The sequence below is a fragment of the Streptomyces sp. NPDC048590 genome, assembly GCF_043199535.1.
Lineage (GTDB): Bacteria > Actinomycetota > Actinomycetes > Streptomycetales > Streptomycetaceae > Streptomyces.
The window spans coordinates 1-21,952 of the sequence record NZ_JBICWC010000009.1; the positions used below are offsets into that span (position 1 = coordinate 1).

General features: G+C 70.4%; 24 protein-coding genes. 9 read left to right on the plus strand and 15 right to left on the minus strand.

Annotated elements, in window-relative coordinates:
- Window positions 1–662: 662 nt before the first annotated feature.
- Together ACGFNN_RS24965 and ACGFNN_RS24970 are read right to left on the minus strand one after the other, a co-directional pair.
- Window positions 663–1,391 (minus strand): class I SAM-dependent methyltransferase, encoded by a 729-nt coding sequence (locus tag ACGFNN_RS24965; RefSeq protein ID WP_393559126.1) that lies wholly within the window; start codon window positions 1,389–1,391, stop codon window positions 663–665.
- Between the two features lie 66 nt (window positions 1,392–1,457).
- Window positions 1,458–2,060 carry a DNA-3-methyladenine glycosylase gene (locus tag ACGFNN_RS24970; RefSeq protein ID WP_393559128.1) on the minus strand — a complete coding sequence of 201 codons (603 nt, stop codon included), beginning with the start codon at window positions 2,058–2,060 and terminating at the stop codon, window positions 1,458–1,460.
- A gap of 140 nt (window positions 2,061–2,200) precedes the next feature.
- Here ACGFNN_RS24970 and ACGFNN_RS24975 point away from each other — a divergent pair, with 140 nt between their 5' ends.
- The 3 genes from ACGFNN_RS24975 to ACGFNN_RS24985 all read left to right on the plus strand — a co-directional run bounded on the left by ACGFNN_RS24975 (window position 2,201) and on the right by ACGFNN_RS24985 (window position 4,224).
- On the plus strand, window positions 2,201–2,983 hold the full coding sequence (locus ACGFNN_RS24975; protein WP_362542444.1) for a sporulation protein: 783 nt from the start codon (window positions 2,201–2,203) through the stop codon (window positions 2,981–2,983).
- A gap of 58 nt (window positions 2,984–3,041) precedes the next feature.
- Window positions 3,042–3,575, plus strand: a complete 534-nt coding sequence (locus ACGFNN_RS24980; protein ID WP_393559130.1) for a YbhB/YbcL family Raf kinase inhibitor-like protein — start codon at window positions 3,042–3,044, stop codon at window positions 3,573–3,575.
- Window positions 3,576–3,717: 142 nt separating this feature from the next.
- Window positions 3,718–4,224 carry an HNH endonuclease gene (locus ACGFNN_RS24985; protein ID WP_362542452.1) on the plus strand — a complete coding sequence of 169 codons (507 nt, stop codon included), beginning with the start codon at window positions 3,718–3,720 and terminating at the stop codon, window positions 4,222–4,224.
- 49 nt (window positions 4,225–4,273) lie between these two features.
- Here ACGFNN_RS24985 and ACGFNN_RS24990 read toward each other — a convergent pair whose 3' ends face one another.
- The 4 genes from ACGFNN_RS24990 to ACGFNN_RS25005 all read right to left on the minus strand — a co-directional run bounded on the left by ACGFNN_RS24990 (window position 4,274) and on the right by ACGFNN_RS25005 (window position 7,522).
- On the minus strand, window positions 4,274–5,041 hold the full coding sequence (locus tag ACGFNN_RS24990) for a sulfite exporter TauE/SafE family protein (protein WP_365527506.1): 768 nt from the start codon (window positions 5,039–5,041) through the stop codon (window positions 4,274–4,276).
- An 84-nt stretch (window positions 5,042–5,125) separates the two neighbouring features.
- A complete protein-coding gene (locus ACGFNN_RS24995) occupies window positions 5,126–6,082 on the minus strand; it encodes an SPFH domain-containing protein (RefSeq protein WP_362542458.1) in 957 nt (318 codons plus the stop codon).
- A 145-nt stretch (window positions 6,083–6,227) separates the two neighbouring features.
- Window positions 6,228–6,656 carry an NfeD family protein gene (locus ACGFNN_RS25000; protein ID WP_362673531.1) on the minus strand — a complete coding sequence of 143 codons (429 nt, stop codon included), beginning with the start codon at window positions 6,654–6,656 and terminating at the stop codon, window positions 6,228–6,230.
- 65 nt (window positions 6,657–6,721) lie between these two features.
- Window positions 6,722–7,522 (minus strand): ABC transporter ATP-binding protein, encoded by an 801-nt coding sequence (locus ACGFNN_RS25005; RefSeq protein ID WP_393559133.1) that lies wholly within the window; start codon window positions 7,520–7,522, stop codon window positions 6,722–6,724.
- Window positions 7,523–7,642: 120 nt separating this feature from the next.
- Between ACGFNN_RS25005 and ACGFNN_RS25010 the strand changes: the two genes are divergently transcribed.
- Window positions 7,643–8,422 (plus strand): hypothetical protein, encoded by a 780-nt coding sequence (locus tag ACGFNN_RS25010; RefSeq protein ID WP_362542467.1) that lies wholly within the window; start codon window positions 7,643–7,645, stop codon window positions 8,420–8,422.
- Between the two features lie 82 nt (window positions 8,423–8,504).
- Here the strand turns inward: ACGFNN_RS25010 and ACGFNN_RS25015 are convergent, their stop codons facing one another.
- From ACGFNN_RS25015 to ACGFNN_RS25025, 3 genes are all read right to left on the minus strand, one after another.
- Window positions 8,505–8,762: a chaplin family protein gene (locus tag ACGFNN_RS25015; protein ID WP_362542470.1), complete on the minus strand. Its 258-nt coding sequence runs from the start codon at window positions 8,760–8,762 to the stop codon at window positions 8,505–8,507.
- 192 nt (window positions 8,763–8,954) lie between these two features.
- The gene (locus ACGFNN_RS25020; RefSeq protein ID WP_362542473.1) at window positions 8,955–9,599 is read right to left on the minus strand and encodes a response regulator transcription factor; all 645 of its coding nucleotides are present in this window, start codon (window positions 9,597–9,599) and stop codon (window positions 8,955–8,957) included.
- Entirely contained in the window at window positions 9,592–10,737 is a 1,146-nt protein-coding gene (locus tag ACGFNN_RS25025; protein ID WP_393559136.1) for a GAF domain-containing sensor histidine kinase, read from the minus strand. Before ACGFNN_RS25025 ends, ACGFNN_RS25020 begins: the two co-directional genes overlap by 8 nt.
- Before the next feature lie 369 nt (window positions 10,738–11,106).
- Here ACGFNN_RS25025 and ACGFNN_RS25030 point away from each other — a divergent pair, with 369 nt between their 5' ends.
- The 3 genes from ACGFNN_RS25030 to ACGFNN_RS25040 all read left to right on the plus strand — a co-directional run bounded on the left by ACGFNN_RS25030 (window position 11,107) and on the right by ACGFNN_RS25040 (window position 13,933).
- Complete coding sequence (locus tag ACGFNN_RS25030; RefSeq protein ID WP_393559138.1) at window positions 11,107–11,820, plus strand: SDR family NAD(P)-dependent oxidoreductase; 714 nt, start codon at window positions 11,107–11,109, stop codon at window positions 11,818–11,820.
- On the plus strand, window positions 11,817–12,860 hold the full coding sequence (locus ACGFNN_RS25035) for an S-adenosylmethionine:tRNA ribosyltransferase-isomerase (RefSeq protein ID WP_393559140.1): 1,044 nt from the start codon (window positions 11,817–11,819) through the stop codon (window positions 12,858–12,860). Before ACGFNN_RS25030 ends, ACGFNN_RS25035 begins: the two co-directional genes overlap by 4 nt.
- A gap of 317 nt (window positions 12,861–13,177) precedes the next feature.
- The gene (locus ACGFNN_RS25040) at window positions 13,178–13,933 is read left to right on the plus strand and encodes a transglycosylase SLT domain-containing protein (protein ID WP_393559142.1); all 756 of its coding nucleotides are present in this window, start codon (window positions 13,178–13,180) and stop codon (window positions 13,931–13,933) included.
- 153 nt (window positions 13,934–14,086) lie between these two features.
- Here the strand turns inward: ACGFNN_RS25040 and ACGFNN_RS25045 are convergent, their stop codons facing one another.
- A complete protein-coding gene (locus ACGFNN_RS25045) occupies window positions 14,087–16,633 on the minus strand; it encodes an FHA domain-containing protein (RefSeq protein WP_393559144.1) in 2,547 nt (848 codons plus the stop codon).
- A gap of 280 nt (window positions 16,634–16,913) precedes the next feature.
- Here ACGFNN_RS25045 and serB point away from each other — a divergent pair, with 280 nt between their 5' ends.
- A complete protein-coding gene (serB, locus tag ACGFNN_RS25050; RefSeq protein WP_362542490.1) occupies window positions 16,914–18,170 on the plus strand; it encodes a phosphoserine phosphatase SerB in 1,257 nt (418 codons plus the stop codon).
- A 67-nt stretch (window positions 18,171–18,237) separates the two neighbouring features.
- Here serB and ACGFNN_RS25055 read toward each other — a convergent pair whose 3' ends face one another.
- The 4 genes from ACGFNN_RS25055 to ACGFNN_RS25070 form a co-directional block, all read right to left on the minus strand.
- Window positions 18,238–18,756, minus strand: a complete 519-nt coding sequence (locus tag ACGFNN_RS25055; RefSeq protein WP_393559146.1) for a SixA phosphatase family protein — start codon at window positions 18,754–18,756, stop codon at window positions 18,238–18,240.
- Between the two features lie 95 nt (window positions 18,757–18,851).
- Window positions 18,852–19,058 (minus strand): hypothetical protein, encoded by a 207-nt coding sequence (locus ACGFNN_RS25060; RefSeq protein WP_393559600.1) that lies wholly within the window; start codon window positions 19,056–19,058, stop codon window positions 18,852–18,854.
- Between the two features lie 147 nt (window positions 19,059–19,205).
- Window positions 19,206–19,322 (minus strand): SGM_5486 family transporter-associated protein, encoded by a 117-nt coding sequence (locus ACGFNN_RS25065; protein ID WP_362542496.1) that lies wholly within the window; start codon window positions 19,320–19,322, stop codon window positions 19,206–19,208.
- 17 nt (window positions 19,323–19,339) lie between these two features.
- Window positions 19,340–20,605, minus strand: coding sequence for a CynX/NimT family MFS transporter (locus tag ACGFNN_RS25070; protein WP_393559148.1), 1,266 nt, complete (start codon window positions 20,603–20,605; stop codon window positions 19,340–19,342).
- 150 nt (window positions 20,606–20,755) lie between these two features.
- Here ACGFNN_RS25070 and ACGFNN_RS25075 point away from each other — a divergent pair, with 150 nt between their 5' ends.
- Window positions 20,756–21,430, plus strand: coding sequence for a FadR/GntR family transcriptional regulator (locus ACGFNN_RS25075; protein WP_362542502.1), 675 nt, complete (start codon window positions 20,756–20,758; stop codon window positions 21,428–21,430).
- Between the two features lie 57 nt (window positions 21,431–21,487).
- Here ACGFNN_RS25075 and ACGFNN_RS25080 read toward each other — a convergent pair whose 3' ends face one another.
- The gene (locus tag ACGFNN_RS25080; protein WP_362673551.1) at window positions 21,488–21,859 is read right to left on the minus strand and encodes a hypothetical protein; all 372 of its coding nucleotides are present in this window, start codon (window positions 21,857–21,859) and stop codon (window positions 21,488–21,490) included.
- Window positions 21,860–21,952 lie beyond the last annotated feature (93 nt).

Genomic DNA, 21,952 nt, shown 5'->3' on the forward strand with positions numbered 1-21,952 from the left:
CCCGTTTCACCGGGGCCCTCCGGGCGCTTCCCTTCGTTCTTGCGTTTCCGACTCTATCAGACTCTTTCGTGTCCGATTCCCGGCCGAAGCGGGTTCTTGCTGATTCGCTTTCCAGTTCTTCGCTTTCGCGTTTCCCTTTCGGCGTGGTCACTACTTTAGCTGATTTCCGCTGCGACTCATAATCGAGTCGATCGAGGCGATTTCGGCATGCCGAAAATGCACCCGCCAGGGGTGAATCGTAGGTAGTGGTTGGCCCTCTCACGGTGCTTCGGTCCGGTCCGATGGACCACACCAGCAACTGCTTCCGTTCAAGCGGCTCGGACTACGTTAGGGAAACGGCGGGGGCGAGTCAAGTTGCGTCGCGGCGAGGCGCCGGGGCTCTCCGCCACCGTCAGCGGTGACGGAGAGCCGGCCGAGGGGCGGAAGGACCGGCGTGACCCCTGTCCGCGCTCTCCTGTGCGACCACCACCCCGTTCCTGGTGGGGCAGGGTGATGACGCCTCACCCCGGGGTGATCCCGAACCGCCGTCCAGGATCACTTGGACACCGCTCCGCACGAGGCCAATGCCGGCGGCGGGCCGCAGAGCAAGTCGTTCGTTTGGCTGATTCGATGTCTTGCCTGGCCGAGAACCACAGGGCGTCGTAGTCCTGCTCCCCGGCGGCTCACGGGCGCCTCGCCAGAAGAACGAACTCCATGCCCGGCCGGTCGGGAGCATCGCGGATGTCGTCCACCAGATAGCCGTGCGACACCAGATCCTGCTCGATCTCCTCCCGCTCGCGGAACCGCAGGGTCGAATCCGATGTCAGCACCTGGCCGTCGACGGCGAACCTGTAGGTCCGGCGGAATGTCACCAGGGGCAGACTCGCCTCGACCAGCTCGACCCAGCTTTCGACCACTCCTACACCCGGGATCCGCGTCTCACGGTAGGAGTTCCCAGGAGTCCACTCCTCCCACGCACGTGCGGCCGGGTCGCGGGACTCGAACGCCAGACGCCGGCCGGGTCGCAGTGCCGCGTGGACTGCTCGCAGCGTCCCCCGCCAGGCGGACGGTTCGGTGATGGCCTGGGCGACGTTGCCGGTCATCGTCGCCAGATCGGCACGCAGGGGCGGTAGGTCCGTCGCCTCACCATTGATCCAGCGCACCCGTTCGGAGCCTCGTTTCGCGCGAGCGACGTCGATCGAGGCCCGGGCGGGGTCGACGCCGATGACGTCGAGCCCGCGTCCGGCCAGGCGAAGTGCGAACACCCCCGTGCCGCAGCCGATGTCCAGTACTCTCCGCGCCCCGAATTCGTCCACCAGGCGTACGTACGCGTCCAGGTCACCTCGGTCCGGTTCGAGGTGGTCGTAGATCGCGGCGAGTCGTGGATGCGCGAAACAGTCGTCAACCGCCATGGGCCGAAGTCAAGCGGAGACCGACCGTCCCGCCAAGCCCCCCGGGAGCGTCTCACGGCCGGCGACTCAGCCTCCTGTGGGCGGCTCGGCTCTCGGGCTCAGCCGGTAGGCCGAGACCGTCGGATCCTTCGCGATGTAGAAGCGGTGCTGCCAGTCGTGGGCTCTGCTCACGCCCACCCGGGGACCGGCCCGGATGAGCGCGGGGGCCACCGGCTCTCCCTCGGACAGCTTGACCCGGGCACCTGTCAGTACGTCCGTGCCGTTCTGCTCCGCCGTGATGCCGAGAGCCCGGCAGAGGTTGCCCGGCCCTCGTGCGAGACGCGGGCCCTCGGCCCTGTCCCCTCTACGCACGCGTGCCAGATCCTCGCCTTCCAGGACTCTGCCCGCCCTGATGAGGACGGCGGACGCGACGCCGTCCGTCCCGGTGACGATGTTGGCGCACCAGTGCAGGCCGTGGGACCGGTAGACGTACAGGTGTCCCGCGGGTCCGAACATGACGGCGTTGCGCGCCGTCCTCCCCCGGTAGGCGTGGGAGGCGGGGTCGGCGGCACCGGAGTACGCCTCTGTCTCCGTGATGGCGACGCTCACCGTTCCCTCGGGGGTCTCGTGGGTGAGGATGGCACCGAGCAGCCTGGGAGCGACGTCTTCAGCAAGGTCAGCGAGGTTCACGTCGTCCATGCTGACCGATTCGGCCGCCGGTGCGCGGAGTTCCTTGCTTCCCGTGCCCCCGAGGGACCGGGCGGACGGCGGCGCCGGGAACCGGTTACGGTCGTGGCGCGTATGTAGGGGTCAGGACCAAGGAGGAAAACATGGGCTTCAAGCGGCTGCTCGCGAGCATGGGTGCCGGCGGTGCTTCGGTCGAGACCGAGCTGACCGAACTCAACGTCGTCCCCGGTGGGGTCGTCCAGGGCGAGGTGCGGATCCAGGGCGGATCCGTGTCCCAGCAGATCGAGGGACTCTCGGTCGGCCTGCAGGCGCGGGTCGAGGTCGAGGGCGGGGACCAGGAGACCAAGCAGGACATCGAGTTCACCAAGATGCGTCTCGGTGGGGCGTTCGAGGTGGAGGCGGGCGCGGTGCACGTCGTGCCGTTCGGCCTGGAGATTCCGTGGGAGACGCCGATCACCATGTTCGCGGGGCAGCACCTGCGCGGCATGAACATCGGGGTGACGACGGAGCTGGAGATCGCCCGGGCCCTGGACTCCGGTGACCTGGACCCGATCAACGTGCACCCGCTCCCCGCACAGCAGGCCATCCTGGACGCCTTCGGGCAGCTCGGCTTCGGCTTCCGCAGCGCGGACATGGAGCGTGGCCACATCCGCGGCACCCGGCAGCGGCTGCCGTTCTACCAGGAGATCGAATTCTTCCCGCCGCAGCAGTACCGGGGGCTCAACCAGGTCGAGCTGACCTTCGTCGCGGACGACCGGGAGATGGACGTCGTCCTGGAGATGGACAAGAAGCCGGGCCTCTTCAGCGAGGGCAGCGATTCCTACCGCGCGTTCAAGGTCGGTCTCAACGACTACCAGAGCACCGACTGGGCCGCTTACCTGAATCAGTGGCTCGCGCAGGTCGGCGGCCAGCGCAACTGGCTCTGACAGCCCTTAGGGTCGGTGGGTAGAGACACATGCCGACCGACAAGGAGAGGTGCGAGACGTGACCGAGCCGAAGAGGGCGCCGCTTCCTCATGACTTCCATCCCGAGGTTCCCGCGTTCACCGTGGTGAGCAAGGACCTCTCTCCGGGAGCGGTGCTGTCGGACGACCAGGTCTACGCCGCGGGGAACACCTCACCGCAGCTGCGGTGGGAGGGTTTCCCCGCGGAGACGAAGAGCTTCGCGGTGACGTGCTTCGACCCGGATGCCCCGACGGGCAGCGGGTTCTGGCATTGGGTGCTGTTCGACATCCCGGCATCCGTGACGGAGCTCCCGGCAGGCGCGGGCAGCGGGGCGTTCGAAGGGCTCCCCGCGGGCTCGGTCCAGGCCCGCAACGACTACGGGGCGAAGGAGTTCGGCGGTGCCGCACCGCCGGCCGGTGAGAACCACCGCTATGTCTTCACCGTGTACGCGGTGGACACCGAGAAGCTCGGACCGGACAGCGACACCCCGCCCGCGGCCGTCGGGTTCAACCTGCGTTTCCACACGCTGGGACGCGCCCAGCTGATCGGGGAGTACGCGGCCCCCGAAAGCTGAAGGTTCGCCTCCTGTTTGCCCTGCCCTGGTCTTGGAGAGATCAGGGCAGGGCACTTTTTATTGCGTTGTCCGTCACGGCTCTCCCGGACAGAGTTGATCCCGGGCCCGCCGACCGACGGGCGGCACACGGGAGGTGGACAGGATGCGCGACACACTTGTACTCAACGCGAGCTTCGAGCCGCTGTCGACGGTGACGCTCAACCGTGCGGTCGTTCTGATCCTGCAGGACAAGGCCGTCGTCGAGCAGTCGCATCCCGCCCTTCGCATGCGAGGTGCCGCCGTGGATCTGCCGGTACCCCAGGTGATCAGACTCTGCAGGTACGTGCGGGTGCCGTTCCGAAGACACGCTCCGTGGTCCAGAAGGGGTGTGCTCATACGGGACCAGCACCGGTGTGCCTACTGCGGGCGGAGGGCCAGCACCGTCGACCACGTGGTGCCGCGTGCCCAGGGCGGCCAGGACACCTGGCTGAACACCGTGGCCTCGTGTGCCGAGGACAACCACCGCAAGGCCGCGCGGACTCCGGAGGAGGCGGGGATGCCGCTGCTGCGTCAGCCGTTCGTGCCCTCGCCGGCCGACGCGATGCTGCTGGCGCTGGGTGCCGGTGACCGGTCCGCACTTCCCGAGTGGCTGGCGCGCACGGCTGCGTGAGACCGGCCCGTACGAGCCCGTCCCTCGCCTGGGGACGGGCTCATGTCGTTCAGCGCAGCAGCAGTTGCACGATGGCCGCGGTGCCGACGACCACGATCAGGCCGCGCAGGAGCTTCGGACTGAGGCGGCGGCCGACCTTCGCGCCGATCTGGCCGCCGATCGCGGAACCCACCGCGATGAGAACGACCGCCGTCCAGTCGAAGTCGGCGACGAAGAGGAAGAAGAGCGCGGCAACGCTGTTGACCACTGCGGCAAGGACGTTCTTGACGGCGTTGAGGCGCTGCATGGTGTCGTCGAGCAGCATGCCCATCAGGGAGAGGTAGATGATCCCCTGGGCCGCGGTGAAGTAGCCGCCGTAGACGCTGGCGAGCATCAGGCCGGTGAAGAGCAGCGGTCCGCCGTCGGGGCGGGTGGGGCCGCCGGTCCGTTCACGGCGGCGCTGGACGGCCCTGCTGATACGGGGCTGCAGGATGACGAGGACGAGGGCGAGTGCCACCAGTACGGGGACGATCGTCTCGAAGGCCGTCGACGGCAGGGCGAGCAGGAGGGTCGCGCCGGTGAGTCCTCCGATGAGCGCCCCGACGCTGAGTTTCAGCGTCCGGCGGCGCTGGCCGGCCAGTTCCTCCCGGTAGCCGATGGCCCCGCTGACGGATCCGGGAATGAGGCCCAGGGCGTTGGAGACGGTGGCTGTGACCGGTGGCAGTCCGGTGGCCAGGAGCACGGGGAAGGTGATCAACGTGCCGGACCCCACGATGGTGTTGATCGTGCCGGCGCCGATCCCCGCCGCGAACACCGCGAGCATTTCCCAGATGGACAAGGCCAGTTCCTTCGCTGGTCAGTGGTGCCTCCCCGCCATGGAGGTCGAGGGGCCTCACCGATCATGCACGAAGGTGCTCTCCGGTCACTCGACGGGGGGCGCCTCCCTGCGTTGTGCGGGCGGCGCCTCCCTGTGCTGTTCCGTGCCCGTGTTGAAGCCGGGTGCGCCGCCGCCGAGGTTGCCGAACGCCCCGCTGAGGCCCTTGAGGGCGTCGCCGATCTCGCTCGGCACGATCCAGAGCTTGTTGGCGTCGCCCTCGGCGATCTTGGGCAGCATCTGGAGGTACTGGTAGGAGAGCAGCTTCTGGTCCGGGTCCCCGGCGTGGATGGACTCGAAGACCGTACGGATGGCCTGTGCCTCGCCCTCGGCGCGCAGGGCGGACGCCTTCGCCTCACCCTCGGCCCTGAGGATGGCGGACTGCTTCTCACCCTCGGCCGTGAGGATCGCCGACTGCCGGATGCCCTCCGCGGTGAGGATGGCGGCGCGCTTGTCGCGGTCGGCGCGCATCTGCTTCTCCATCGAGTCCTGGATGGAGGTGGGCGGTTCGATCGCCTTGAGTTCGACCCGGTTGACGCGGATGCCCCACTTGCCGGTGGCCTCGTCGAGCACTCCGCGCAGCGCGGCGTTGATCTCCTCGCGGGAGGTCAGGGTCCTTTCGAGGTCCATGCCGCCGATGATGTTGCGGAGGGTGGTGACGGTGAGCTGCTCGATCGCCTGGATGTAGCTGGCCACTTCGTAGGTGGCGGCCCTGGCGTCGGTCACCTGGTAGTAGATGACGGTGTCGATGTTGACGACGAGGTTGTCCTGGGTGATCACCGGCTGGGGCGGGAAGGGGACGACCTGTTCGCGGAGGTCGATCCGGTTGCGGATCGAGTCGATGAACGGGACGACGATGTTCAGCCCGGCGTTGAGCGTGCGGGTGTAGCGGCCGAAGCGCTCGACGATGGCGGCACTGGCCTGCGGGATGACCTGGATCGTCTTGATCAGGGCGATGAAGACGAGCACCACCAGAATGATCAGGACGATGATGATCGGTTGCATCGTGTGCCTCGTGCCCTTCGGTTGCCGACGGATCGCGGTGATCGAGGTCGAACGGTCATGAGGTCCGCGTCTTTTACGACGGTTGCGGTCTCATGATGATCGACTTCGAGTTTGGCAGACCGGGGCCCGCCGTGTGACCGGTTCGCTACATGACGACGGCCGTTGCACCGTCGATGTCCACGACGTCCACCTGCCGGCCTGGTTCGAAGGTCTGGTCGGCGTCGAGCGAGCGGGCCGACCACACCTCTCCGGCGAGCTTGATACGTCCTCCGCTGCCGTCCACCTGTTCCAGGACGACGGCCTGACGGCCTTTCAGTGCGTCGATGCCGCTGGCGTGCGTCGCCCGGCCGGCCCGCTGCCGGGCCGCGATCGGGCGCACGACGGCGATCAGGGCGACGGACACCACCACGAACACCAGAACCTGGGCCACGATGCCGCCTCCGAGGGCCGCGACGACGGCCGCCGCCACCGCCCCCACGGCGAACATCCCGAACTCGGGCATCGCGGTCAGGACGAGGGGGATGCCCAGCCCCACCGCGACGATCAGCCACCACACCCACGCGTCGATGTCCACAGCGTCATCGTAGGACCGTGGACACCCTCCCCGACAGGGCGCGGAGGAGGTTGGCTGTGGTGCGCCTACTGGCCGAGGGGCAGGCCCCGGGCGGTGTAGCGGTCGCCGTGGTGCTCGACCACGAGGGGGAGGCCGAAGCAGAGGGAGAGATTCCGGGAGCTGAGCTCGGTCTCCATGGGTCCCGCGGCGAGTACCTTGCCCTGACGGATCATCAGGACGTGGGTGAAGCCGGGTGCGATCTCCTCGACGTGGTGGGTGACCATGACCATGGAGGGGGCGTACGGGTCGCGCGCCAGCCTGCCGAGGCGGCGGACCAGGTCCTCGCGCCCGCCGAGGTCGAGGCCCGCGGCCGGCTCGTCGAGGAGGAGGAGCTCCGGGTCGGTCATCATGGCGCGGGCGATGAGGGTGCGCTTGCGCTCGCCCTCGGAGAGCGTGCCGAACTTCCGGTCGAGGTACTCGGTCATGCCGAGGCGGTCGAGGAAGGCACGGGCCCGCTCCTCGTCGACGGCCTCGTAGTCCTCGTGCCAGGTGGCGGTCATGCCGTACGCGGCGGTGAGGACCGTCTGGAGCACGGTCTGGCGCCGGGGCAGCTTTTCGGCCATGGCCACGCCGGCGATGCCGATGCGGGGGCGGAGCTCGAAGACGTCGGTGCCGACCCCGCCGAGCTGCTCGCCGAGGACCTTGGCCGTGCCGGTGCTCGGGAAGAGGTAGCTGGACGCGATGTTGAGGAGGGTGGTCTTGCCGGCGCCGTTCGGGCCGAGGATGACCCAGCGCTCCCCCTCCTTGACCGACCATGAGACGTCGTCCACCAGAGCGCGTCCGTCGCGGACCACGGATACGTCCACCAGCTCCAGTACATCGCTCATGGCGCGTTGTCTCCCCATACAGTGTCGAGATCGTCGCGTGCCTGTGGGCACAGCTCCCAGGGAAAACCTACGCCACCCGGGGAGTGCTCAGGCCCTGGGGCCGTTGCCTAGGCTGTACCCATGCTTTCGGAACCACGCTCAGGGCGGCTCGCCGCATGGGGAAACGCACTTTTGGCCGGACTTGTGTCCCCGGACGACGTGGCGCTCGCGATCGTCGGCGAGGACGCGGTGCACCGGGTCGAGGGGCTGCCGGGTGAGACGGGGCCGGTCGGGCTGACCTTCGCGCTCGGGAGGCTGAGGGGGCTGGGTGCCACCGGTTTCCGGGTCGCGCTGCCGGTGCCCGGGCATCCGCTGGGGCTCAGCGGGCCTCCGGACTTCAACGCCAGGGCGCTGGAGGCCGAGGAGGCGGTGGTCACGTGCGGTGCGCCGTACGGGCTGGTGCCGGAGGTGAGCGAGGTGGGCCCCGCCGGGGATCTCCACGTCGAGGTGGTCTGGCACTGCCTGCCGGTGCGGGAGGCACCGCCGGCCGATGTGCCGTCGCTGGGCGAGGCGGAGCGGGAACTCGCCGAGGCGCTGCGGGACGCCACCGCCGTGCTGTCCCGACTGGACGTCGCCGGGTCGGGTCCGGTCGCGGAGGCCGCGGTGGACGCCTACCGGGCGCGGGTGGAACGGGGGCGCGAGGTACTGGCTCCGGGATATCCCCCGCGTGCGGTCCGGGTGCTCGAGCTGGCTCAGAGGGTGGGGCTGCTGGTGTCGGTGGCCCATGAGAACGGTCACGGCGGCGCGGTGAGCGCCTCCGAGATCGCCGCGCGGGGTGAGGCTCTGCGGCCGGTCGAGCGGGTGGCCCGCCGGGCCCAGGTCGCGGCGTACAACGCCTACGTGGAGGAACGGGGACGGTAGACGTCCCCCGGTGAGCGGCGTGCGAGCGCGCCGCGGGGCGGGCCGTTCGGGCCCGCCACGCGGTCAGACGTGACGCTTCGGCTCAGTGGTTCAGGCCGAAGTTGCCGAAGGCCGGGTTGAGCAGGCCGATCACGTTGACCGTGTTGCCCACCACGTTCACCGGGACGCTCACCGGGACCTGGACGAGGTTGCCCGAGACGACGCCCGGGGAGCCGGCGGCCTGGCCGTGGGCGCCGGCGCCCCCGTGGCCGTGGCCCGTGGCGGAGGCGGCTCCGGCACCCGCGGCGATGATTCCGCCCGCGATCATGGTGACGGCTGCGGCCTTCTTCAGGTTCTTCACTTCTGGATCCTCCTGGGCGTCGCCGCGGCCGAATGCCGCAGCACGTGAGGAGAACGCCGCGACGCGACCGAGGGATACGCCGGACGGGTGACATCCACCCGACAGTATGAATCTCGTACTGGAGTGGAACCCTCCGCTTGCTCCTCCGGGCGCGGGCGTACGGACTCCCGTTGACTCCCGCGGAGGGACCCGTCAGCCGGCCGCGCCGTGCCGTACCGCCCAGAGCGCGGCCTGGGTCCGGTCCGAGAGGTCCAGCTTCATCAGGATGTTCGAGACGTGCGTCTTGACCGTCTTCTCCGACAGCACCAGCGCGCGGGCGATCTCCCGGTTGGAGCGGCCGTCGGCGATCAGTCCCAGCACCTCACGCTCGCGCTCCGTCAGGGTGCTCCCCCGCCCCGTGCCGGTCCCCGTGTCCTCCAGGGCCAGCAGCGCTCCGGCGACCTCGGGCTGGAGCAGGACGTGGCCGGCGTGGACCGACCGGATGGCGCCGGCCAGCGCGTCCGGGTCCACGTCCTTGTACACGTAGCCGGACGCGCCCGCCCGCAGCGCGGGTACGACCGTGCGCTGCTCGGTGAAGCTCGTGACGATCAGCACCCTGGCGGGGTTCTCGAGCTCCCTGAGCGTGCGCAGCGCCTCGATGCCGTCGGTGCCCGGCATCTTGATGTCCATCAGGACGACGTCGGGCTTCAGCTCCTCGGCCCTGGCCACGCCCTCGGCCCCGTCCGACGCCTCCCCCACGACCTCTATGTCGTCCTGGATCTCCAGGAAGGTGCGCAGTCCTCGTCGGACCACCTGGTGGTCGTCGACCAGCAGCACTTTGATGATCTTGTCAGCCACAGGGGACCTCCATCCGGATCGTGGTGCCCTCGCCGGGCTCCGAGTCGACGGTGAGCCGTCCGCCGACGCTGCCGGCCCGGTGCCGCATCGAGACCAGGCCCAGATGGCGGCCGGCGTGGCGGATCGCGTGGGTGTCGAAACCGCGGCCGTCGTCGGTGATCCGCAGCACCGTGGTGCCGGCGTCCCTGCCGAGCGTGACGGTGACCTGTCCGGCTCCGGAGTGCCGCAGCGCGTTGTGCAGGGCTTCCTGGGCGACCCGGAGCATCGCCTCCTCCTGGGCGGAGGGCAGGGCGCGTACGCCGGTGCTCTCGAAGGTGACCCTCGCGCTGTGGGCGCGGTCCAGCACCTGGATCTGGGTGCGGAGCGTGGCCACCAGACCGTCCTCGTCGAGCGCGGCGGGGCGCAGCTCGACGACGGCGGCGCGGAGCTCGTCCACCGCCTCCCCGGCCAGGGCGGCCACCTGCTGGAGTTCGCCCTTGGCCCGGACCGGGTCGCGGTCCACCAGTGCTGCGGCCGCCTGGGCGGTCAGCCGGAGTGAGAACAGCTTCTGGCTGACGGCGTCGTGCAGTTCGTGGGCGAGCCGTGAGCGTTCCTCGGCGATCGTGAGCTCGCGGCTGCGCTCGTAGAGCCGGGCGTTGGTGAGGGCGATCGCCGCGTGCTGGGCGAGGATCCCGAGGAGTTCCTCGTCCTCCTGTGTGAAGCCGCAGCCCTTCTGGGGCCTGGGACAGCGCTTGTTGGCGAGGAAGAGCGCCCCGATGGTCTCGTCGCCGTCCTGGACGGGCAGGCCGAGGAAGTCGGACATGTCGGGGTGGGCGTCGGGCCAGCCCTCGAAGCGGGGGTCCTCACGGACGTCGGCGAGCCTCTGGGGCTTCGCCTCGTGGAGCATCGCCGCGAGGATGCCGTGCTGGCGGGGCAGCGGCCCGATGGCCTTCCACTGCTCGTCGCTGACACCGTCCACGACGAACTGCGCGAAGCCTCCGTGATCGTCCGGTACGCCGAGCGCCGCGTACTCGGCGTCCAGGAGTTCGCGCGCCGAGGCGACGATCGTCTTGAGGACGTCCCTCATCTCCAGGTGCCGGCTCATGGCGAGCAGCGCGGCGCTGACCGCGGCGAGGCCCGACGGTGGGCGATGACTCATGTGGTCACCGTACCGGCGGGGGGAGCGGCCCCGTATCGGGCCTCGGACGGTCTCCGGTGTAGGGCGTCGGGCTTAGGGCTTGTCCGGCGGATCAGGTCGCAGTGAGGTGGCCCGCGCGCTTCTGTGCTGGTGAGCGGGGTCTGGTGCGCCGAGATGCAAGGCGGAGGAGGGCGCAAACGCGGAGCGTTGGCAACCGACGACAACGCCGCAGGTCGGCGCACCAGACCCCGCGCCCGCGACAAGATCCGCCGGACAGGCCCTAGGCCGAAGTGCTCCGGGCATTTGCGGCCGATGGCCGAGGCGTCCGCGTGCGGCGCGTTCCTACGTTGGCTCCGTCGGAACGGGACGAGAAGCGAGGGGATGACGGTCATGCCGGTAGCTGTGATCACGGGCGGATCCAAGGGGCTGGGGCGTGCGCTGGGCGCCGCCCTGGCCGGCCGGGGCTGGGATCTGGTGCTGGGCGCCAGGTCGGAGGGGGTGCTGGAGGCGACGGCAGGGGAACTGGGACGCCGTCACGGGACCCGGGTGGTCGCCGTGGCCGGTGACGTCAGGGACCAGGCGCACCGCCGGGCCCTGGTGGCGGCCGCCGACCGGCTGGGCGGGCTGGATCTCCTGGTGAGCAACGCCAGCGCCCTGGGCGCGGAACCGCTCGTACGGCTGGAGGTCCTGCCCCTGGCGGGACTGCGGGAGGCGCTGGAGACGAACGTCGTCGCGGCGCTGGCTCTGGTGCAGGAGGCTCTGCCGCTGCTGCGGGCCTCGGCGGCGGGGGCGGTGGCGGTGGTCAGCTCGGACGCGGCCGTCGAGCCGTACGCGACGTGGGGAGGTTACGGGGCCTCCAAGGCCGCGCTGGACCAGCTGGCGGCGGTGCTGGCGCAGGAGGAGCCGGGGCTGCGGGTGTGGGCGGTGGACCCGGGCGACATGGCGACCGGCCTCTACGCGGCGGCCGTCCCCGACGACCCGGCCCCGAGGCCGGACCCGGACACGGTGGTCCCCGCCTTCCTGCGGCTGCTGGATCAGCGCCCGGCCGGCGGCAGGTACACGGCCGAGGCGTTGCTGGGCGCGGGCCGGAGGGCGGAGCGGTGACCGCGCTGGAGGCGCTGCGGGTCCCGCCGGAGCTGTCGGCGCGCGTGCCGGCGGAACAGAGGGGTGCCGGGCGGGACGACGTACGGCTGCTGGTGTCACGGGGGACCGAGGTCTCGCACCGGAGGTTCCGGGATCTGCCCGGGGAGCTGCGGGCGGGGGACGTCCTGGTGGTGAACACGTCGACGACCTTGGCGGCCGCGGTCGACGGCCGTCTGGGCGGTGAACCGGTCGTCGTGCACTTCTCGACACGGGGCGGGGACGGCCGCTGGGCGGTGGAGCTGCGCCGGCCGGACGGCAGGGGCACCACCCGGCCGCGCCCGGGCGGTCCCGCCGGGGCGGTGGTGCGGCTCCCGGGCGGTGAGGCGCTGGTCCTGGACGAGCCGCTGGATCGATCGGCGGGCGCACGGCTCTGGTGGGCGCGGGTGCCGGGGGACGTGCCGGGTCTGCTGAGCCGGTACGGGCGGCCGATCCGGTACGCCTACACCGAGCGGGACCAGCCGGCGTCGGCGTACCGCACGGTGTTCGCCGTGCCGTCGCCCGACGGGAGCGGGTCCGCGGAGATGCCGAGCGCGGCGAGGCCGTTCACCGCGGACCTGGTGACGGCGTTGGTGAGCCGTGGGGTGCGGTTCGCGCCGCTGACACTGCACACGGGCGTGTCGTCGCCCGAGGCGCACGAGCCTCCCTGTCCGGAGCGCTTCGAGGTGCCGACCGCCACCGCTTCACTGATCCGGTCGGCGCGGGCGGACGGCGGCCGGGTGATCGCCGTGGGCACGACGGCGGTGCGGGCCCTGGAGTCCGCGGCGGGCCGGGACGGGGTGGTGCGCGCGGCGGCGGGCTGGACGGACCTGGTGGTGACGCCCCGGCGGGGCGTACGGGTGGTGGACGGACTGCTGACCGGTCTGCACGAGCCCGAGGCCTCGCATCTGCTGATGCTGGAGGCGATCGCGGGGCGGGAGGCGCTGCGGCGGGGGTACGGCGAGGCGCTGGCGGGCGGGTACCTCTGGCACGAGTTCGGGGATTCCCACCTCCTGCTTCCCTGATGCCCGGAAAATCCCTTACGCTCCGCATCGCGAAAGCAACTATTCGTGAACGCGAAGGCGACCCGGTGTGAGGCCAGGCATAGGGCCCACGTCACTTACGAAGAAGGATAGTTTGACCAAAACGGGCATCACGCCCGGGTTCAAAACGGACAATGGGAATGAACTGGGCCCACGCAAACTAAACAGCTTCGTACGTCACACCTTTGCCACGGCGTTTTGCGGTAGCTAAGAATCGAGTTGTCCCCGACGGAGATGCGCCCCGGCGCTTCCGTCCGCGTCCTCGCCGAGGACAACACGATTCGAAGAGGTACGACTGCATGTCTTTCTCCCGCATCACCAGCCGTGGCCGTCGTCTGAACAAGGTCCAGAAGCTCACCTTCGCGGGTGTTTCGACCCTGGCCGCCGCCGGCGTCGCCTTCTCGCTCGTCCCGAACGACGGGTCGACGACGACCGAGCCGCAGGCCGCTTCGGCCGCCGCTCCGGTGGCCTACACCGGTAAGAAGGCCGAGAACCTCCAGGCCGGCGCGATCGAGCAGAACGCCACCGCCAAGCAGCTGGTCAAGGCCGCTGACGAGGCCAAGGCCAAGGACTCCGCCGCGGAGAAGAAGGCGGCCGCCAAGGCCGAGGCGAAGGCCAAGGCCGTCGCCGAGGCCAAGAGCGAGAAGGCCGCCGCCAAGAAGAAGGCCAAGGCCGAGGCGAAGAAGCGCGCCGCCAAGAAGGCCAGCCGCGCCGCCGACCGCAAGCCGGTCTACGCGAACAACCTCGACGGCTGGATCCGCGAGTCCCTCGCGATCATGCACAAGAAGAACATCCCCGGCACCTACGAGGGCCTGCACCGCAACATCATGCGTGAGTCCAGCGGTAACCCGCGCGCCATCAACAACTGGGACATCAACGCGATCAACGGCGTCCCGTCCAAGGGCCTGCTGCAGGTCATCAAGCCGACCTTCGACTTCTACCACGTCAACGGCACCAAGCACGACCAGTACGACCCGGTCGCAAACATCACCGCTGCCGCGAACTACGCCGCGGACAAGTACGGCTCGATCGACAACGTCGACAGCGCGTACTGAGCCGACGCGAACCGAGCCACGCTCGAGCAAGGCCTGGGCAGAACCGGCCCGCCGGTCCGCAGCGTCGCGTGACCGGCCGGCACATGCCGAAGGGCGGCACCCCACGGGGTGCCGCCCTCGGGCGTTTCCGGAGCCGCTCCGGCTCCGGCGTGACTACTTCCGCATGACCTCGGGCTCATGGCGGCGCAGCATCCGGGAGACCGCCCAGAAGAGGACGATCCCCATGAGCAGCAGGACGGCGATGTCCATCCCCCACTGACCGGCCGAGCTCTCCCAGAGCGGGTCGAGGTCGGTGGGCTTCTCCGGGTCCCACGGCGGCATGAGGTGGGCGAGGTCGAGGGTGGTGCCTGCCGCGGCGACCGCCCAGCGCGAGGGCATCAGCCAGGCGAACTGCTCCAGGCCCGGCGATCCGTAGACCTGGAAGAGCACTCCGGTGAAGACCACCTGGACGATGGCGAACATGACCAGCAGCGGCATGGTCTTCTCTGCGGTCTTCACCAGGGCCGAGATGAGCAGGCCGACCATCATCGAGGTGAAGCCCAGCACGATGATCGAGACGCAGATCTCCGCGGCGGGGGGCATGAACAGGCCCTCCTCCGGCAGCTCGCGGGTGGAGAAGCCGATCCCGCAGATGATCACGCCCTGGAAGGCGGTGATCACGCCGAGGACGATCACCTTCGACAGCAGATAGGCGGAACGGGAGAGTCCGGTGGCCCGTTCCCGCTCGTAGATCACCCGCTCCTTGATCAGTTCACGTACGGAGTTGGCCGCGGCGGCGAAGCACATGCCGACCGCGATGATCAGCATGATCGTTCCGGCCTTGCCGTTGAACCGGGAGGGCGGGTCGGGCTCCGCGAGCCCGAACTCCGCGGGGATCACCACGCTGACGACACCGAGTACCGCGGGCAGGATCACCATCAGGGCCAGGAAGCCCTTGTCGGAGACGATGACCGAGATGTACCGGCGCATCAGCGTGAACAGCTGGGCCGTCCAGCCGGACGGTTTCGGCGGGCGCATCTGCTGCGGCGAGGGCATGTGGACGGACTGCGGGGCGACGGCGTCGATGTCCGCGGCGTACATCTGGTAGTGCTGCGAGCCGCGCCAGCGTCCCGCCCAGTCGTAGTCGCGGTAGTTCTCGAACGCCGAGAAGACGTCGGCCCAGCTGGTGTAGCCGAAGAAGTTCAGCGCCTCCTCCGGCGGACCGAAGTAGGCGACCGATCCGCCGGGAGCCATCACCAGGAGCTTGTCGCAGATGGCCAGCTCGGCCACGGAGTGCGTGACCACAAGGACGGTGCGCCCGTCGTCGGCGAGACCGCGCAGCAGCTGCATCACGTCGCGGTCCATGCCCGGGTCGAGGCCGGAGGTCGGCTCGTCCAGGAAGATCAGCGACGGCTTGGTCAGCAGTTCGAGGGCGACCGAGACGCGCTTGCGCTGGCCTCCCGAGAGCGAGGTGACCTTCTTGTCCTTGTGGATGTCGAGCTTGAGCTCGGCGAGGACCTCGTGGATCCGGGCGGTGCGCTCGGCTTCCGTGGTGTCCGCGGGGAAGCGCAGCTTGGCCGCGTATTTGAGGGCCTTGGTGACCGTGAGTTCCTTGTGCAGGATGTCGTCCTGCGGCACCAGGCCGATGCGCTGGCGGAGCTCGGCGAACTGCTTGTACAGGTTCCGGTTGTCGTAGAGGACATCACCCTGGTTGGCCGGCCGGTAGCCGGTGAGCGCCTTCAGCAGGGTGGACTTGCCGGAGCCCGACGGGCCGATGACGGCGATCAGCGACTTCTCGGGGACGCCGAAGGAGACGTCCTTGAGGATGTCCTTGCCCCCGTCGACCGTCACCGTGAGGTGGCGGGCGGAGAAGGACACCTCGCCGGTGTCGACGAACTCCTCCAGCCGGTCGCCGACCAGCCGGAAGGTCGAGTGGCCGACGCCGACGATGTCGTTCGGGCCGATGAGCGCGGAGCCGGACTTGCTGAGCGGCTGGCCGTTGACGTACGTGCCGTTGTGGGAGCCCAGGTCCCTGATCTCGAAACGGCCGTCGGGGGTGGCGCGGAACTCCGCGTGCAGACGCGAGACCTGGAGGTCCGAGACGACGAGCTCGTTCTCCAGCGCACGGCCGATACGCATGACCCGGCCGAGGTCCAGCTGGTGGAAGGTCGTGGGGCTGCGGTCGCCGTAGACCGGCGGCGCACCCGCGGCCCTGCCCGCCGCCGGCGGGTTGCCGTGGCCCTGCTGGTGCGGGACCGGCGGCTGCTGAGCCTGCGGCGCCTGCTGCCACGCCGCCTGCTGCGGAGCGGCGGCCTGCTGCTGGGCGGGGCCTCCGGGCCATCCGCCCCCCGGCTGCTGCTGCGCGGGAGGTACGGGCGCCTGCTGTACACCCGGCCCCTGCGCCGCACCGACGACACCGGCGGCGGTGAGGCTCAGCCGCGGTCCGTCGTTGGCGTTGCCCAGGTGGACCGAGGTCCCGGGAGCGAGCTCCGCCTGCTGGACACGCTGTCCCTGTACGTAGGTGCCGTTCGTGCTGCCGTGGTCCTCGATGGACCAGCCGCGGCCGTTCCAGCTGATCGTGGCGTGCCGCCACGACACCCTGGCGTCGTCGATCGTCACGTCGCCCTGCGGATCACGTCCGAGGGTGTACGGCCTGGACGGATCGAGGGCCCAGGTCCTTCCATTCAATTCAAGTACGAGTTCCGGCACTCCGCGCCCCACTAGTCGTCCCCCGAGTCGCCCCCGTCGCAGGGAGCCTAGGGATGCTGAACATCGTGGGGAACTATTCCAGGAGCGGTCCCGTAACGGAAAGCCGGGCGGCGTGAAGACCGCGCGCAGGCTCCGCATTCCCCCGGGGGACTCGGGAGGAATGGTGCCGGACCGCCCCATCCGAGGCGCCGGCGGCCCGGCCGGGAGCCACCGGGCGCGTCCGGGTCCCGGGTGTCCGCCACTCGGGACGGGCTTCGGAGCTCACCACCCGGCCCTATACGGTGGGACCACCATGAGCGCACCCCAGTCACCTCGGTCACCCCGGTCTCCCGAGCCCCACGAGCCTGACCGGGACACGGACACCCCCACTCTTCTCGTCAAGATCTTCGGGAAGGACCGGCCGGGCATCACCGCCGGACTCTTCGACACCCTGGCCGCCTACGCCGTCGATGTCGTGGACATCGAGCAGGTCGTCACCCGTGGCCGCATCGTCCTGTGCGCCCTGGTGACTTCCCCCGCGCCGGGCGGCACGACCGAGGGCGACCTGCGGGCGACCGTGCACAGCTGGGCGGAGTCGCTCAAGCTGCAGGCCGAGATCATCTCGGGCACGGGCGACAACCGCCCGCGCGGCTACGGCCGTTCGCATGTGACGGTGCTGGGTCACCCGCTGACCGCCGAGTCCACGGCGGCCATAGCGGCCATGATCACCTCCACCGGCGGCAACATCGACCGCATCTTCCGGCTCGCGAAGTACCCGGTCACCGCGGTCGAGTTCGCGGTGTCCGGAACCGGCACCGAGGAGCTGCGGACCGCCCTGGCGACCGAGGCGGCCGGCATCGGGGTCGACATCGCCGTGGTGTCGGCAGGGCTGAGCCGCCGGGCGCAGCGCCTGGTCGTGATGGACGTGGACTCGACGCTCATCCAGGACGAGGTCATCGAGCTGTTCGCGGCCCACGCCGGCTGCGAGGCCGAGGTGGCCGCGGTGACCGAGCAGGCGATGCGCGGCGAGCTCGACTTCGAGCAGTCCCTGCACGCCCGGGTGGCACTGCTGGCCGGGCTCGACGTCTCGGTGGTGGAAAAGGTGCGCGCCGAGGTCAGGCTGACCCCCGGTGCGCGCACGCTGATCCGGACGCTGAAGCGGCTCGGCTACCAAGTGGGCGTGGTGTCGGGGGGCTTCACCCAGGTCACGGACGACCTCAAGGAGCGCCTGGGGCTGGACTTCGCCTCGGCCAACACCTTGGAGGTCGTCGACGGCCGGCTCACCGGCCGGGTCGTGGGTGACATCGTGGACCGCGCGGGCAAGGCCCGGCTGCTGCGCCGTTTCGCGGAGGAGGCCGGGGTGCCGCTGGCGCAGACGGTGGCCATCGGGGACGGCGCCAACGACCTGGACATGCTGAACACCGCCGGGCTCGGTGTGGCCTTCAACGCGAAGCCGGTCGTCCGCCAGGCCGCGCACACGGCGGTGAACGTGCCGTTCCTGGACACCGTGCTCTATCTGCTCGGCATCACCCGTGAAGAGGTCGAGGCCGCGGACGGTCTCGTGGACTGACCGGTCCTCCGTCGCCGAAGGGGCGCCCGCACACCTCGTGCGCGGGCGCCCCTTCGGCATGTCACGGTCAGTCGTTCGGCGTCCAGTATTCGACGAGCTTGCCCGCTCCGTGCTCCAGGCTCTTCCAGGATCCGGTGAACTCGACGACCGCGTAGGAGGCGGTCGGGAACCCGTCCCTGGTCATACGGGCGAGCGCATCGCCCTCGACTCCGCCGGAGAGCGCGTCAGCGGCGGCATGCATACCGGGGTTGTGGCCGATGACCAGCAGATTGGTCACCTCGTCGGGGGTCTCGTCGAAGAGGGCGATCAGCTCACCCAGGGAGGCTTCGTACAGCCTCTCCTCGTACACGGTCCGGGGGCGCTGTGCGAACTCGTGGACCGCGAGCTTCCAGGTCTCGCGGGTCCGGGTGGCCGTCGAGCACAGGGCCAGGTCGAAGACGATCCCCGAATCGGCCAGTTTCCTGCCTGCGACGGGGGCGTCCTTCCTGCCTCGTTCCGCCAGCGGCCGCTCGTGGTCGGAGTCCTGCGACCATTCCGCCTTTGCGTGCCTGAGTAGGACGATCCTGCGAGGTGTATCGGCGCTCATACCTCTCAGCTTCGCACGAATGACGCTTCCGGGCGCAGGGAGTTGGGGTGCTCGCCCGCCAAGGGTGAACGAGGGCCGCGGGGTGCCTGGCGGCGTCAGACGGGCAGCAGTCCCAGCAGGTGCCCGAACAGCCGGCCGAGCACGGGGGCGCCGGTGGCCGCTTGCGCCTGACCGGGCTCAACGATCAGCAGGAGCAGCGCGGCGAAGGCGAGTGCGGGCAGGGCGACGGCCCACCACGGCAGCCGGATCTCCACCACGTCCGCGGCCGGGCCGTGGGTACGGGTCTTCGTACGGGCCGCCATGTCCGCCTCCGGGGTTCTCGGCTGTGTCACACCGAAGCTACGGGCCGGCGGACGGCGGTCCCATCCGGTGCACCACCCACCGGACCCTGAACCCCGCCCCCTAGGGGATGGGGGGCTGTCCCCACCCCGCGGGGCGGGAGCGCCGGATCAGGGGGAGGCGATCGTGGCGATCACACCGATGACCACGGAGATGAGAAGCATCGCCCCGAAGACGAGGAGGAGCTTCTTCTGGCCGTTCTGAGGATTCGGATCGAGCACTGGCATGCGCACAGTGTCGCACCTCAGCACTCGTCCTCGACCGTCCGGGCCCTCCCCGCGAGCATTCCCGCGACGGTCTGGGGCACGAGGAGGCCCGCCATGAGCGCGATCGGCATGCCCCAGCCGCCGCTGTGCTGGTAGAGCACGCCCACCAGCAGGGGTCCCGGGATCGAGAGCAGGTAGCCGGTGGACTGCGCGAAGGCGGAGAGCCTGACCACGCCCGGGCCGGTGCGCGAACGCATGCCGATCATGGTGAGGGCGAGCGGGAAGGCGCAGTTGGCGACGCCCAGCAGGATCGCCCAGAGCCACGCGCCCGCGGCGGGGGCCGCCCAGAGACCGGCGTAGCCGATCAGGCCGCACCCGCTGAGGACCAGGACGATCGGGCCCTGGGTGCGCAGCCGCGAGGCGACCCGGGGGATGACGAAGGCGAGGGGCACGCCCATCGCCATGGTGACGGCCAGCAGCACGCCCGCGGTGCCCGCCGGGATGCCGGCGTCACGGAAGATCTGGGGCATCCAGCCCATGGTGATGTAGGCGGCCGTCGCCTGGAGGCCGAAGAAGCAGGCGAGCGCCCAGGCCGTACGGCTACGGGTGATCCGCAGCGCGGGCGGGGCCGGGGTGCCGGCGGCGGGCCCCGAGGCGTCCCGGCGGTCCCTGACGAACGGGATCCAGGGCAGGACGGCGGCGACGGCCAGGACGGCCCACACGGCGAGCCCGGTCCTCCAGCTGCCGCCCAGCGCGTTGGTCACCGGCACGGTGAGCGCGGCCGCCAGGGCGGTGCCGAGGGCCAGGGCCATGGAGTAGAGGCCTGTCACGGTGCCGACCCGGTCGGGGAACCAGCGCTTGACGATGACGGGCATCAGGACGTTGCTGACGGCGATGCCCATCAGCGCGAGGGCGCTGGCGGCGAGGAATCCCACGGTGCCGCCGACGAACGGGCGCAGCAGCAGCCCAGCCGCGATGGCCACCATGCCGGCGCAGACCACGGCGGCGGGGCCGAAGCGGCGGGCGAGCCTGGGGGCCGCGAATCCGAACAGCGCGAAGCAGAGCGGCGGCACCGAGGTGAGGACGCCGGCGATGCTGCCGCTCATGTGCAGTCCGTCCCGGACCTCCTCGAGGAGGGGGCCGAGGCTGGTGATGGCGGGCCGGAGGTTGAGCGCGGCAAGAACCAGGCCGAGGGTGACGATCCGCAGCACCCAGGGGGAAGGCGCCTGCTCCGTCCGGCCGGGGGCCTCGGCACCGGTGGCGGCGGACGGTGGGCTCAGGGTCGGGGTCTCGTCGTGACGCATGGGGTCCATCATAGAATCATGGGATGATTGACTGTCCACTCCGTCCGCGGTCCTCCCCGGGGGCGGACCGCCCCTGAGACAATCGGAGACGATCCGACGGGCCCGCACCTCCCGGACCGATCCCCTTCCGGACATCGAGCAAGGAGCACCATGGCGCTGACGTCCACGCGGCGTTCGGCTCTCGCCGACCAGGTGATTGCCCAGCTGAGGAACCAGATCACGGCGGGCGAGTGGCCGGTCGGCTCGAGGATCCCGACCGAGCCCGAGCTCGTCGAACAGCTCGGGGTCGCCAGGAACACGGTGCGGGAGGCGGTGCGGGCCCTCGCCCACAACGGGCTGCTGGACATCCGCCAGGGTTCCGGCACGTACGTCGTCGCCACCAGCGAGCTGGCCGGGGTGATGCACCGCAGGTTCGCGGACGCCGATCCCCGGCACGTCGCCGAGCTGCGGTCCACGCTGGAGTCCTCGGCGGCCAGGCTGGCGGCTCTGCGGCGCACCGACCGGGACCTGCGTCAGCTGGACACGTTGATGGCGCGGCGGGAGGCGGTGTGGGCCTCCGGGGACGCCGAGGCCTTCGTGGCCGCCGACGCGACCCTGCACCTCGCCGTGGTGGCGGCCTCCCACAACGACGTGCTGACCGAGCTCTACGCCGACCTGAACGACCTGCTGCGCGACTACCTGCGGGACGACGTGGGCCCGGAGCTGGGGCCGGAGGGACTCATGGACCACGCTCGGCTCGTCGAGGCGATCCGGGCGGGTGACGCGGAGACGGCGGCGACCGAGGCCGCGGCGCACGCGCTGACCTGTCTGCGGGAGACGGTCTGACCTCCTGGGTGACCGCTCCGGGGGCGGATACCCGCGGGCGGCCTCGGATCCGTACGGTCAGGCGGCCGCGGAGTGGCTGACCCAGGCCCGGCCGACCTCTTTCCAGCAGCGGTCCTCCAGCTTGACGGTGCGGCCGGGCTGCACCGCGACAGCGGCGCCGTCCGCGTCGACGTCCCACCAGCGCGCGCACTCGGTGTGGAGCCGTACGACATCGGTGGCGGGGTACGGGTTGTGGCAGTAGGCGGTCACCGTGGACCCCTCGACCGACGTACGGCACTCGGCGCCCGAGGGCTCGGGCTTGGGGGTGCGGGGGGCCGCCGGACGGCTGCCCGCCCGGTTGGCCGCGCTGACGGCCACCGGGGCCAGGAGCCCCGCGACGACGGCCGCCGCTACGAGCAGCGCCCAGGTTCGGCGACGTGTGGAGCGCACAACGATCTCCTCCCCACAGCCTGACCAAAAGTCCGGTTCCACCACATTCTGCGGTGGGGCGGCCGTCTTTTCGACTCGAGCGGTCAGGCACCC